Origin of the sequence: Bacillus sp. FSL K6-1000 (genome assembly GCF_038630785.1) — a bacterium.
In the GTDB taxonomy this organism is placed as follows: domain Bacteria; phylum Bacillota; class Bacilli; order Bacillales; family Bacillaceae; genus Bacillus; species Bacillus safensis.
Genome location: NZ_CP152042.1, coordinates 3,013,889 through 3,027,771 on the forward strand (window position 1 = coordinate 3,013,889; position 13,883 = coordinate 3,027,771).

The 13,883-nt window shown below is 41.5% G+C and carries 11 protein-coding genes; 1 reads left to right on the forward strand and 10 read right to left on the reverse strand.

What is annotated here, in order from left to right; all coding sequences use genetic code 11:
- Positions 1-63 precede the first annotated feature (63 nt).
- From MHI46_RS15770 to MHI46_RS15815, 10 genes are all read right to left on the reverse strand, one after another.
- On the reverse strand, positions 64-1,455 hold the full coding sequence (locus MHI46_RS15770; RefSeq protein WP_342502930.1) for a glycoside hydrolase family 28 protein: 1,392 nt from the start codon (positions 1,453-1,455) through the stop codon (positions 64-66).
- Between the two features lie 20 nt (positions 1,456-1,475).
- Positions 1,476-2,969: an altronate dehydratase family protein gene (locus tag MHI46_RS15775; protein WP_342502931.1), complete on the reverse strand. Its 1,494-nt coding sequence runs from the start codon at positions 2,967-2,969 to the stop codon at positions 1,476-1,478.
- On the reverse strand, positions 2,966-4,417 hold the full coding sequence (locus MHI46_RS15780; RefSeq protein ID WP_342502932.1) for a tagaturonate reductase: 1,452 nt from the start codon (positions 4,415-4,417) through the stop codon (positions 2,966-2,968). The genes MHI46_RS15775 and MHI46_RS15780 overlap by 4 nt, the downstream gene beginning before the upstream one ends.
- A 58-nt stretch (positions 4,418-4,475) precedes the next feature.
- Positions 4,476-5,486: a LacI family DNA-binding transcriptional regulator gene (locus MHI46_RS15785; protein WP_041088294.1), complete on the reverse strand. Its 1,011-nt coding sequence runs from the start codon at positions 5,484-5,486 to the stop codon at positions 4,476-4,478.
- A gap of 57 nt (positions 5,487-5,543) precedes the next feature.
- Positions 5,544-6,980 carry a glucuronate isomerase gene (gene uxaC / locus MHI46_RS15790; RefSeq protein WP_342502933.1) on the reverse strand — a complete coding sequence of 479 codons (1,437 nt, stop codon included), beginning with the start codon at positions 6,978-6,980 and terminating at the stop codon, positions 5,544-5,546.
- A 135-nt stretch (positions 6,981-7,115) separates the two neighbouring features.
- Positions 7,116-8,870 carry a HAMP domain-containing sensor histidine kinase gene (locus MHI46_RS15795; protein WP_251181272.1) on the reverse strand — a complete coding sequence of 585 codons (1,755 nt, stop codon included), beginning with the start codon at positions 8,868-8,870 and terminating at the stop codon, positions 7,116-7,118.
- A gap of 3 nt (positions 8,871-8,873) precedes the next feature.
- Positions 8,874-9,596, reverse strand: a complete 723-nt coding sequence (locus MHI46_RS15800; RefSeq protein ID WP_059375037.1) for a response regulator transcription factor — start codon at positions 9,594-9,596, stop codon at positions 8,874-8,876.
- A gap of 174 nt (positions 9,597-9,770) precedes the next feature.
- Positions 9,771-10,586, reverse strand: a complete 816-nt coding sequence (locus tag MHI46_RS15805; protein WP_047202399.1) for an ABC transporter ATP-binding protein — start codon at positions 10,584-10,586, stop codon at positions 9,771-9,773.
- Between the two features lie 20 nt (positions 10,587-10,606).
- A complete protein-coding gene (locus MHI46_RS15810) occupies positions 10,607-11,629 on the reverse strand; it encodes an iron ABC transporter permease (RefSeq protein ID WP_047202398.1) in 1,023 nt (340 codons plus the stop codon).
- On the reverse strand, positions 11,630-12,682 hold the full coding sequence (locus tag MHI46_RS15815) for an iron ABC transporter permease (protein ID WP_107163065.1): 1,053 nt from the start codon (positions 12,680-12,682) through the stop codon (positions 11,630-11,632).
- Positions 12,683-12,941: 259 nt separating this feature from the next.
- On the opposite strand from MHI46_RS15815, the gene MHI46_RS15820 reads away from it, so the two are divergent.
- A complete protein-coding gene (locus MHI46_RS15820) occupies positions 12,942-13,880 on the forward strand; it encodes an iron-hydroxamate ABC transporter substrate-binding protein (protein ID WP_251181273.1) in 939 nt (312 codons plus the stop codon).
- Positions 13,881-13,883 lie beyond the last annotated feature (3 nt).

A 13,883-nucleotide genomic window follows, 5' to 3' on the forward strand; every position in this document is an offset into this window, starting at 1 on the left:
AAAAGCGTCTTTTCTGTTCATAAAACAAAAAAACAGCCTCTAAAAAGACTGTTTTTCACTCTTCTATTGATTGATTGGTTCTCCATTGATAACGACTTTCTGAAAATCAGGAGAAACTGCATGCTCTAAAGATAAGGGATACGCCACTTCATCTATGACACAATCTTTCATTTTAAAATGAGTAACAGGAGAATGTGCGTATGCGGCTATTTTCACACCATATCGTCCGCCGTTGCTTTTGAGTCCTTCTACTTCAATATGACGTACAACAGGACGATGCGGACCAGCATCTCCTTCCTCATACATCATGTCGATACAGATCACTTCATGCTTTAGACTTTTGACTGTATTGTTTTTAAAATAAATATGTTCAATCGTACCGCCTCTGACAGAGTTGGTTTTAATACGCAGTGCCCGATCAAGGTTAGGACTGTCCATTACGTTATCTTCTGCATAAACATACTTTACCCCGCCGGAAATCTCGCTCCCGATCGTCACACCGCCGTGTCCATCCCTCATCTCATTTCTACGAATGACGATGTTTTCAGATGGAACCCCTATTCTCCGTCCATCCTCGTTTCTGCCCGATTTGATGGCAATACAATCATCTCCGTTATCAAAATAACAATCTTCGATGAGCACATTCCGGCAAGACTCCGGATTGACACCATCTGTGTTTGGTCCATGCCCAATGATTTTAACGCCGCGGACGATGACGTGACTACTTAATACAGGATGAATTTGCCACATTGGTGAATCCTTCACTGTCACTCCTTCGATTAGAACTTGCTGACATTGGTATGGCTGAATAAAGCTCGATCTTAAATAATGGCCTTCTCCAAACACCCTTTCTTCTACCGGTATTCTCTTTTCCGCCATTTCAAACAAAAGCTGACGATCCCGATCCTGAGAGGGCTGGCCATTTGTCCCATACTTCCAAGGCCACCAATGATGCTCATCCCCTCTGCCATCAAGCGTTCCGGCTCCAGTAATGGCGATATTTTCTGCATGGTGTGCATAAATGAGAGGTGAATAATTATAAAGCTCAACCCCTTCATATCTTGTCAGTACGAGAGGCAGATAATCCTTTGGGTCTTGACTGAATGTCACATAGGCATTCTCATGCAGATGAAGTTCTACATTGCTTTTCAATTCTAAAGCACCTGTCACAAACGTCCCTCTTGGGATCAGCACCCTTCCTCCTTTCAACCGATGTGCATCATCGATGGCAGACTGAATGGCATTTGTAGATAACTCTTTCCCTTCCGCATCTGCTCCATAATGAACCACATTCAATTCACGATCAGGGAACTGCGGCGCTATTATCTGCTTTAACACTTGATCAATCCCGTTTGCTTTTTTATCTTTCTTCCCTTGCTTTGCTAAACGAGCAATTCCGATTCCAGTTAGTACCGTTCCTGCTGTGATATACATCAAATCCCGTTTTTTAGACACTTTCTCATCCCCCAGTCGCCTTAAAGTGTGACACCTGTTTTGAAAATAGCCAGCTCTCTAAAATTGTTTTTTTCATGATTTAACAGCTTCCCACTCGCCACATCAATAACCGTTGAAATGAATTTTTCTAACACGACATCTTCCGGTACATCTTCAAGCAGTTCTCCGGCATTAAAGTCAATCCAGTGCTTTTTTGTTTCATATAAAGCTGTGTTGGTCGATATCTTCATTGTTGGCACAAACGTACCAAATGGTGTCCCCCTGCCTGTTGTAAAAAGCACCATTTGACAACCGGAAGCAGCAAGAGCAGATGAAGCAACCAAATCATTACCAGGTGCACTTAATAAGTTCAATCCCTTTTGTTTCAGCAGCTCTCCATATTTCAATACATCTTTAATATCAGAAGTACCTGCTTTTTGTGTACAGCCAAGAGACTTATCCTCTAATGTCGAAATTCCACCAGCTTTATTTCCCGGGGAAGGATTTTCATATACCGGCTGTCGATGATCCAAGAAGTATTGTTTAAAGTCATTGATCATTTGCACAATATTGTCGAAAGTCGCTTCTGATGCTGCTCTCTCCATTAAAATCGTTTCAGCACCAAACATTTCGGGCACTTCTGTCAGCACCGTCGTTCCGCCTTGTGCGACAATAAAATCGGACAGTCTGCCTAAAAGCGGATTTGCAGTAATACCGGAAAATCCATCTGATCCTCCACACTTCAAGCCAATTTTCAGCTCAGATAACGGAATGTCTTCACGATGATCTTCTTTCGCCGCATCATAAATTTCCTTGAGTAAAGCCACTCCCGTCTCAATCTCATCTCCTACTTCTTGGCTTCTTAAAAATTTCACTCTCGTACGGTCATATTCACCTAATGTGGACTGAAAATCCTCAATGTCATTGTTTTCACACCCAAGTCCAAGAACAAGTACTCCTCCAGCGTTAGGATGCTTCACCGCATTTTGTAAAATGGTTTTCGTATTTTCATGATCGTCCCCAAGCTGTGAGCATCCATAATTGTGCTTTAATACGAGGGCTGTTTCAAAAGGATGGATGTTTCCACCCATTTCAGCGGTGAATATTTGGATCATTTGATCGGCGATGCCATTCACGCATCCAACGGTGGGAACAATCCAAAGCTCATTGCGGATTCCGCTTTCGCCATTTTTTCGTTTATATCCTTTAAATGTAAGATTCGTTTTTTTATAGGGGTTTTCTGATAATGAAGGCTGGTATTCGTATTCTAGCTTGCCAGATAAATTGGTTTTAATATTATGCGTATGCACCCATTCTCCAGCAGAAATGGCAGTCACTGCATGACCAATGGGATAGCCATATTTGATAATATTCTCTCTTTGCTTGATATCAGCCAATGCAAACTTATGACCTTTGCCAACGGTCTCTTTTAAGATAATCGTCTGTCCTTGATGCTGCAGCTCTTCCCCTTGTTCCAATCCTTTTAAAGCAATACCGACATTATCTGAAGGGTGGATGACAATAAATTCTTTCATGCCTTCTCCCCCTGATTTTCATATTGATGAAGCAACATTTGGTGAACAGCCGCACTCATCCCGTGCTTCTGTATGAGGGCAAGCTGATCAGCTACAGCTTGACTCAATCCATTTACATCCGTTAAATCTCTGCCCCATAATGATTCGTATGAAAGGATACTCGCTGCAACCGCTTCATTGGAACGGGTTTCCCATGCTTCCTTCATGAGCGTGAGCACAGTTTCATCATCCTTTACCCTTCCTGCATGTACTCTGTAGAAATAAATGAGACTGCTAAGTGAAAACACAAGTTTCATTGGCAGCTGTTTCTTTTGCTCGACATAATCAAGCAATGACGGAAGATTACGGGTTCGGAATTTGGATACCCCATTCAGTGCAATATCCAGCAATTGATGCTTTACAAATGGATTGCAAAAACGATCCCAAACGGATTGTGTATAAAGAAGAAGCTCATCTTTAGGAAGTTCAAGTCCTGGCAGTACTTCCTCCTCTAGCATACACCGGATGAACGGACCAACATGCTCATCATCCACAGCTTCTTTTACAGTTTCTATACCGCATGAGTAAGCAATCGGCACCATCGCTGTATGTGCACCATTTAAAATTCGTACCTTGCTCATACGATAAGGCGCAATATCCTCTACAAAAAGAACATTTAACCCTGCTTCTTGAAAGGGGAGCTCCTTTTGTACGAAGGCAGGTGCTTCAATGACAAAAAGATGATAATATTCCGCCGTGACAAGCAATTCGTCAATATACCCTTCTTCCTTTTCTACGATTTCAGCCGCTTCCTTAGAGAATCCAGGGACAATCCGGTCCACAAGCGTATTACAAAACGTGTTGGCCTCTTTTATCCATGTCATAAACGCAGGCGGCAATTCCCACTCAGCTGCCATACTGATCACATATTCCTTCAATCGATCACCATTTTGTTCAACCAATTCACAAGGCAGAATGATCAGTCCTTTCTGCTCATCTCCAGCAAATGCTTTAAACCGGTGATACAAGAACGCTGTCAGCTTTCCTGGAAAACTGGCTTGCGGCCGATCCTCCAAACGGTCCTCCTTTTTGAGCACAAGTCCTGCCTCCGTCGTGTTTGAGAAGACAAAGCGGAGATCCGGGTTTTCTGCTACGTGTAAAAACTCCTCGTAATCCGTATACGTACTAATTCCTCTGCTAATCGATTGGATGATCATACGTTCATTCATTTCTTGCCGGTCATGATATCCCTGAATACATAATGTGTACAAGCCATCTTGTTCATTTAAGGCTGCCACTGATCCTTTTCGAGGAGGGACAACAACAGCTCTTCCTTTAAAATCTGTGCAGTCGTTCAGCTTCTGGATGTGCCAATTGATAAATCCTCGCATAAAATTTCCTTCGCCAATCTGCAAAATCGTTTCCGGATACTCAGGTGCCGGGTATATGGCTTTTGATAATCGTTTCAAATGGATTCCCCTCTCCAAGTAATATGCACACGTGAACATTTTTCTAAAAAGGTGCTGATTACTGCACCTTTTTAACTGAATCTCTGATCATCAGCTCTGTGTGAACATACACTTTTTCCATATGATCTTCTTCTTGCTCTTCACCGTTTATTACTGAAAGGATGGCTTCTGCTCCAAGTGCACACATTTTTTCAATCGGCTTTTTCACCGTTGTCAATGCAGGTGTGGTATAGGATGAAAATGCAATATCATCAAAACCAATAATAGAAATATCATTTGGACACGTTTTGCCTTTTGCAAATAAAGCATTCATTGCACCGATCGCCATGTCATCATTTGAGCAAAAGAGCGCTGTTGGCGGTTCATCAAGGGCCAGCAGCGATTCCATTGATTCATAGCCGCTTTTCATGTGATAATCGCCTTTCATCATATATTCTTTCTTCATAGGTATTTGGTGATCAATTAACGCTTGCAGGAAACCAGCTTTTCTTTCTTGAGTTGATTTAAAGCCTTCTTTCCCTTCAATGATGGCGATTTGTTCATGACCTTGCTGAATGAAATGGTGTGCAGCCTGGTAAGCTCCTTGACTATCATCTGCTAATATATTCATGACTTCATGACTTTCTACACGGCGATTCAGCACAATGATGGGAATGCCCTGTTTCTTCACATGATGGATAAACGCCTCATCGTGCTCGCTTTGACTCATGAGCAAAATGCCATCATAGCGTTGTTTATGAATGGTCGTATAATCGTGAAAGTCATCAATTCCTCTTACAAAGAGATTATAATACTCTGTCATGACGCTATTGACACCTTTTAACGCATCTACAAAGAAGCTTGAAGATGTGCCCTCTGTTAAACTCGTAAAAAACAGACCGATTGTAAATGATTTTTGTGATACAAGGCCTCTCGCATGGACATTCGGTGAATAATTCAGCTGTTTTGCAATCGACAAAATCTTTTGTTTTGTCTTCTCTTTAATAAAAGGACTGTTATTCAAAGCCCTTGATACCGTGGTATGAGAGACGTTTGCCAATTTTGCTATGTCTTTAATTGTGACTGTCATGCTATTCCGCCTTTTATGATTTTTTACCATCTTATCATAAAATCGCTTTCATTTTCTTCATGTCATTTTGTTCGGATGCTGGAGCTGCTTCGCCCGGTCAAATTGGAAATACTGTCTGGCATTTTCATAGCTGATTCCTTTCACGATTCCCCCTAACAGATCAAGATCATATGGAGCTTCCCCTTTTTCTACCCAATCTCCGATGATATCGCAAAGCAGTCTTCGAAAATATTCATGCCTTGTATACGACAAAAAGCTTCTTGAATCTGTTAGCATCCCAATGAAACGGCTGATCAGTCCAATACTGGATAGAGCCATCATCTGCTCTGTCATCCCTTGTTTCGTATCATTAAACCACCAAGCTGTACCGTGCTGAATCTTCCCAGGTGCCGTCCCGTCTTGAAAGCTTCCAGCCAATGTGGAAATCACAACATTATCCCTTGGATTCAAGGAATATAAAATGGTTTTTGGCAGTGCCTGTTCTTGTTCTAAACGATCCAATATTCGGCAAAGCGGCTTGGCAATGTCTTCATCATTCATCGCATCATACCCTGTATCTGGCCCAAGCCGCTCAAACATTTTCGTATTGTTGTTCCTAAGTGCATTGATATGAAGCTGCATCGCCCAGCCCCGCTCATAGTAAGCCTGACCAAGCTGAATGAATGTTTGTGTTTTAAATTTAATCTTCTCTTTTTCCGTCAATGCATGCCCAGACATTCTTTTATGAAAGATGGTTTCCACTTCTTCTTCCGTCGTTTCTTCAAACGTCATTTCGTTAATGGCATGATCTGAGATCAGGCAGCCCTGTTCATGGAAAAAATCAATTCTTGCACGGAGTGCTGTTAAAAAGTCTTGATAGGATTGGATTGGAGTAGATGAAGCCTCTGCCAGTTCGTGAACATACGCTGTAAATAGTTGATTCGTTATATCAAGTGCCTTATCAGGCCGAAATCCGGGCAGCACTTGCACAGTGAATCCTTCTTCCCGCAGTTTTTGATGATAGCAAAGCGAATCGACTGGATCATCTGTCGTCACGACTGTTTCAACGTTCGATTTCACAATGAAGTCTCTTGCACCAAAACCCTCTCCTTGCAGCTTTTCATTTACTTTTTGCCAGATGATGTGTGCGGTTTTTTCGTTTAAAAGTTCCTCAACTCCAAAATATCGTCTCAGTTCTAAATGAGTCCAGTGATAGAGCGGGTTTCCAAGGGTCATGGGAACAGTCTTCGCCCACGCCAGAAATTTCTCATAGTCTGAGGCATCCCCTGTGACGTGTGATTCTGGTATGCCGTTTGCTCTCATGGCACGCCATTTGTAATGATCTCCGTAAAGCCATGCTTCGGTGATATTATGGAAGGTTTTATTTTCATAGATTTCTTTGGGGCTTAAATGACAATGGTAATCTATAATTGGAAGGTCCTTAGCAAACTCATGGTATAGCTTTTCCGCCGTTTGACTGTTGAGTAAAAACTGATCATCTAAAAAGGCTTTCATCAAACTCCCCCATCTCTCTTATAAATAAAAATGATTTGTTCACGTTAACAATTTTATTGTAATCGTTTACAAAATTGATTTCAATCCTAAAACAGGAAAAAACGATCTCCTTTAGAAAAGAAAATCGTTTTTTTGCTATTTTACAGGTGATGATTTTTTTAGGATAATCGCAATAGTTGTTCCAGAGCCTAGTTCACTTTCAACTTGAATATCACCGTCATGCAGCAAGACGAGCTCTTTTGCTATCGCAAGCCCGAGACCAGTTCCGTTCGTTGGATCATTTGTATTTGTCCCTCTGTAGTAGCGGTTAAATAGGTGATCCACCGTTTCCTGTGCCATTCCGCGGCCATTGTCTTTCATTTCGATCCGAACTTCTTCATCTGTTTCAGATAAAACAGCTGTAATATGAGTGCCTTTTTCGTTATGCTTCACTGCATTCGCCAGCAGGTTCTCAATCACTCGTCTGAACCAGGCTTTATCGATCTCAAATATGACACCATCAGTTTGATCTTCAAAGGAGGATGGATAATCCTCAGATGAGGAGCTTCTTAAGAACTCATCCATAATGGAAGCTAAAAATTCACTGAGTTCAACCGGTTTCCGATTAATAGGCAGGGCACCATTCTTCAATCGGTACGTGAGGTTTAAATCCTCAATCAGTGTCGACATGTATTCTGATTTCTCACGAATCACCTGTCCCATTTCCATGACTTCTTCCTTGGACCATTGATATTGATCGGACTCAAGCATGAGTCCATAGCCGTAAATCGTACTTAAAGGCGTTTTCAAATCATGAGACAATCCTGCAATCCATTCTTCCCTTGTGGTTTGAATTTTTCTTCGGTTTGCTTCATTCTCTTTTAACGTATGTGTGAGCTGATCCATTGTTTTTAGGATATCCTCAAATAAACGGTATTCCCGCTTAATACGACCTTTTTTATTTTTACTTACTGGAATTCCCTTTCTATTTGTTGGTTCCTGCAATTTATTTTTTGATAAGAAAATCAGCCAGCGAATAATGTGATAAATTGGCAGCCCATAGCGATACGAATACCATAATGTCATGACAATGATAATAGTGAGCGCAAGACCTGCAATTAAGATGGTTGTATATTGATTTAAAGCGTCTCTCTCTTTATCGTAAAGCTCATCTGGGCTGTATACTTTATTTGGTACCGAAACGATGATATACAGGTTTTTATTCACTTTCATATAAGTGAGGTCACTTCTAAATTCCCAAGGCTTCGATTGATACTTGAGCAATTCAATATCCGTTACGTTATGTTTCAAACTTGTGTTGGTCCGAATGCCTTTTAAATATTTTCCTTCTTCATTGAACAGATGAACCGATCCGTTCATTCTCTTCAAGAATTCTTTCGTTTCAACCGAATATTGAGATAATGCAGCCAAATTTTTCTCGTGCTGCTTCAGATAATTGGCTACCTTTGTACTGTTCGTTTTGAACCCGTATAACACAATAAAGCTTTTTTGATCAATCTCAATTGGCCAGAAGTACATCTTGTAATCTTTAAATTCTCTTTTTTCAAAGATCTTGATCATTTCATCCTTTTGATAGGATGTTGGAATGGATTTAGGGCGGTGATAGCTATAAACGTTTTTCTTTTTCGAATCAATCACTTGCAGCCAGCCGTCTCGTTTTTTTACTGCTTGCTTGAGCTGATCGTCGGCTTCCATTTGTCCATCCTCGTTAAAATAAAGCCAACTCATGAGTGTATCTCCATCAGCTTTAGTTAAACCAGTTTCAGTCATGTTCTCATAGTGTTTTGTTAAATATAAGTTCTCAGAGAACGTATTCCCGATCATCAGAATGGCAATGACAATAAACATTTGTCCGACAAAGTGAAAGAAAAGTTTTGCTCGTAAATTCATAAACTATTGAAGGACCTTTGCAGGGTGTGGTATAAATTTATATCCCATACCACGGATCGTCACAATATATTCGGGCTGACTCGGATCTAATTCAATCTTTTCTCTCAACTTTCGAATATGAACCATGACAGTGTTGTTATCACCATATGATGGGACGCCCCATACTTTCTCATAGATTTGATCTTTTGAAAGAACCACATTCGGATGATCACAAAAGTACTTCAGCAAAGAAAGAAGCTGAGCTGAGCATGCCGTCACCTCTCCTCTTACTTTCAATTCGGCTGCATGAGGATGATAGGAGAAATGGGCATAATGATACTGGCTTTGAGTGTCTTCTTGTTCCTCCTGTAAGGAGATGTATGTTCGGTTTAGATGAGCCTTAATTCTAGCCACTAGCTCAAGCGGATTAAATGGCTTCGTGATATAATCGTCTGCCCCCTGCGCAAAGCCCGTCAGTTTATCGACATCAGACGTTCTTGCAGTTAAATAAAAAATAGGCGCTTTCGTTACTTTTCTGATTTCAGGCAGAACGTCAAAGCCAGATTTACCGGGCATCATCACATCTAGAAGTAAGAGGTGGATGTCCTCGTTTTTGACAACATCTAATGCTTCATCTGCATGGTAGGCTTTATAAATATGCTTGAATCCTTCTTTTTTTAATACGCGTTCAACCATTTTCACAATTGCTTCTTCGTCATCTGCAATCAATATCTTTGCTGTTTCCACGCATCTCTTTCCTTTCTAGCTATGATCTCTAACCGTATATTACCATTGTCTAAAGTAAAAAAGTACCTCTTTTCTGCATAAAAGCGAAAAAAATCAACTGGAGAAAATAGTAGCACTAGGAAGTTTCAAACACGCAAAAAAACCCGGCAGCTGCACCGAGTTCCTTTGCATCTATTATCCATTTACAGCTTCTAGCTTTCGTTCATGATTCATTAAATCATATGTTAAACAAATCGGCTTATTCGTTCTAGGATCAAGCACAATTTCTGCATCAATATGGAATACCTGACTGAGTACCTCTTTGGTCATGACCTCATGAGGCGTACCGTCTTTTATGACTTTCCCTTGATTGAGGGCAATCATGTACTGTGAAAAACGCGCCGCATGATTCAAATCATGGATGACCATCAACACAGTACGCCCCTGCTCTCTATTTAAGCGTTCTAAAAGCTGAAGAATCTCGAGCTGATGTGCAAGATCCAAATACGTCGTAGGTTCATCCAATAGGAGCAGCTCTGTTTCCTGGGCAAGTGCCATCGCAATCCATACACGCTGACGCTGCCCGCCTGAAAGTGCTTCAATTGGCCGATCATGAAAAGCGATCATTCCCGTTTCCTCAAGTGCCCATCTGATGATTCGTTTATCTTCATTTGATAAGCGGCCAAACCCATTTTGATGCGGGAAACGTCCATATGACACAAGCTCATACACTGTCAGTCCACTAGGTGCTTCGGGTGTTTGCGGTAAGATCGCCATTTGTTTTGAAATTTCTTTTGTCGGCGTCTCATGGATAGCCTGACCATTTAAATAAACAGCTCCTCGATTGGCCTTCATAATACGAGACATCGTTTTTAAAATGGTTGATTTCCCGCAGCCATTCGGTCCAATCAGTGTTGTCACCTTGCCTTTTGGGATACTGACATTCAAATCTTCTACAATCAAACGGTCTTGATAACCGATACAAAGCTTTTCTGTTTCGAGCGATTTCATATGTTGTCTCTCCTTCCTCATTAGTTCGATTTCATCAATAAGTAAATGAAGTAAGGTGCGCCTAAAGCAGAAACGACAAGGCCAACTGGCACTTCTGATGGTGCAAGTATGACGCGGCCAAGTGTATCCGCCAATAATAATAACAGCGCCCCAATCAACGCGGAGGCCGGTATCATTCCTTGATGCTTTGGCCCAACAAGCTTTCTCGCCAAGTGCGGTGCGGCTAATCCTAGGAAAGAGATACTTCCTGCAACAGCAACACTCGCACCTGCTAATGCAACGGCAATCAGCATGAACAAGCTTCTTTCTTTATGAACTGAAATGCCTAATCCATAGGACAGCTGATCACCCAAATTCATGATATTTAAATAGCGTGATCTGACAATCGCGAATATAAGGAAAATCACCATCCATGGCAGAACAGACAGGACATACGTCCAGCTTGAGCCATAAATACTTCCAGATAACCACACGATGGCTTGGTTAAAATCATTTGGGCTCATTTTCAATTGAATGACCACAATCGCTGCTGAAAACGCAGCATTAACACCAATACCAGTTAAAATCAATCGGACAGGTGTGATGCCTTTTTTCCACGCTAACACATAGATGAGAAATGCAGCAAAGCCTGCACCTACGAACGCGAAAAGCGGCAGTACAAAAATCGAGAAATCACCTAAATTCGCCATCGTGCCTTGAAATGCAAAGATAAATAGCACAACGGCAAAGCCAGCGCCGGCATTGACACCGAGAATACCTGGGTCAGCTAAACCATTTTGCGAAACACCTTGCCAAATCGCTCCTGATACAGCGATAGAAGCACCGACAAGTAAAGCGATGACCATTCTTGGAAGTCGGAATTCGAATAATACGAGCTCATCCATTTCACTTCCGAATCCAAAAAGTGTTTTCAATGTATCCATCGGAGAGATCCGAATTTCTCCGGTATTTAAACTAATAAGGAACACAGCTACGATCGCGAAAAAGATCATGAGCATCGTTCGTTGATATTTCTTTTTCTTTGCTTGCTGCACCATTTCCATTTAAATTCCGCTCCTTTCACGTCTAGCTAAATATAAGAAGAAAGGAACGCCTATAATCGCCGTAATGGCACCGACTGGCGTTTCAAACGGAGCATTGACCAGCCTCGCAGCAATGTCTGCATAAATTAACAAAGTGGCCCCTAAAATAGCGGAGCATGGGATAATCCAGCGATAGTCCACTCCGACCAAGAATCGAGTGACATGAGGGATCACAAGCCCGATAAAACCAATAGAGCCTGCTACCGACACGGCAGCACCCGTTAAAAGAATAACAACCAATACGCCAAGCACCTTGACCGTTTTCGTATACTGTCCAAGTCCTTTCGCCAATTCTTCACCTAAGCTCAGAACCGTGATCGAACGGGCAAGGATCATTGCAATGATTAGTCCTGCAATGGCAACTGGAATGATGATATGAATGTTGCTCCAATTCACACCTGCCACTCCGCCAGCATACCAAAAGCTCATATCTTGAGCGACGTCAAAACGAATGGCAATGGCTGAAGAAATTGAGCTCAGAAGTGCTCCAACCGCTGTACCAGCTAGTGCGAGTTTAACCGGAGTCAGTCCCCCTTTTGACATAGTACCGACACCAAATACAATAGAGGCACCGAGTGCGGCTCCAACAAATGACCAAAGAATTAATGTGAAAGAAGATTGGCCAGGGAAAAATGCTAATGCAATGGCAATCGCAAATGCGGAGCCATTTGTCACACCCATAATCTCAGGTGACGCCAGCGCATTTCTTGTCATTCCTTGCATAATGGCACCTGATACGGCTAAAAAGGCACCGACGAGCGCGGCTCCAACTGTGCGCGGCAGCCTCAATTCCCGAATGATTTGATGTGAAGTTTCTTGTGGATCAAAATGAAAAACGGCTTCCCATACAGTCTGTAGATGAATGTTTGCCGCTCCTAATGATACCGATAAAAAAAGACCAAATGCTAAAGCGATGATTCCTATGATGATAACAGCTGCTGTTCCAAAAGGCTTCGTGACAATATCGATCGTATCATCGCTGGCTGGCAGCTGTTTATTCGATTGTGAGCCCAAAACCAGTCTCTTCCTTTCCGTTCATGTTTATTCTTTATTAGTGATAATGATTATCAATCTCGAAGTCTAGTATATCACTTTCTTTTCTTTTTGAAATCATTGTTCTGATAAATTTCTTTATTTTCATCAAAAAACTGTGAGAATTTCATCATTTTTCTTTAGGCCTAAATTAGCCAATGCATTTTTCTTTCTATCATGTTACGATAAAAAATGAAATTGAGAATCATTATCAAGGAAAAATGAATAGGAGAGAACCTTTGTGAAAAAACGAACTGGATTTCTTTTGATTTCTTTATCGATTCTTATGATCTTTACAGCCGCTTGCGGCAGCACTTCAAATAAACAATCTGCAGCGAAAAAGAATGACATGATGACATATCAGGATGCCAAAGGTGAGGTGAAGCTTCCGAAAAATCCGAAACGAATAGTTCTTCTTGCAGAAAGCTATTACGGGGACCTCGTCACACTCGGCAAGACGCCAGTTGCTACAACATCACCCATCTTTAAAAACCCTTTTTATAAAGGGAAAACAGATGGAGTGGAAAATCTCGGAAGAACCCCATCGGTCGAAAAGGTAGCCGCTTTAAAGCCAGATATGATTATTGCTTGGGGGGAAGATGAGAAGTTTGATCAATACAAAAAAATCGCCCCAACTGTAGCGGTAAAATACAATCAATATTCTTTCAAAGATCAGCTAAAAGAATTCGGTAAAATGACAGGTACACCAAAAAAAGCAACAGAATGGATCACAAAATGGGATACCAAAATTGCTGAGGTGAAACCAAAGGTAACCAAAGCTGTTGGCAGCAAAACGGTCTCGATTGTATCGCCATTTGATAAAGGCATTTATATCTTCGGAAACACCTTTGCCCGCGGAGGCGAAATCATTTATGACGAGCTGAAATTAAAAGCACCGAAGGCTGTCAAAAAAGAAGCGATCGACAGCGGTGTTGGCTATGCGAATATTTCTCTTGAGAAGTTGCCAGAATTCGCAGGCGACTATATTTTCACAGGTCCATGGAGCGGCTCAAAAAGTAAAGGTGACCAAGTGTATCAAAGCAGCATTTGGACATCACTTCCTGCCGTCAAAAATAAACATGTATTCGAAATAGATCCAGTCGGTTTCTTCTTTAATGACCCAGTGTCACTAGAAGGTCAGCTAGAGTTTATTGTGGATCGATTGACATCTGCATCATAAAAA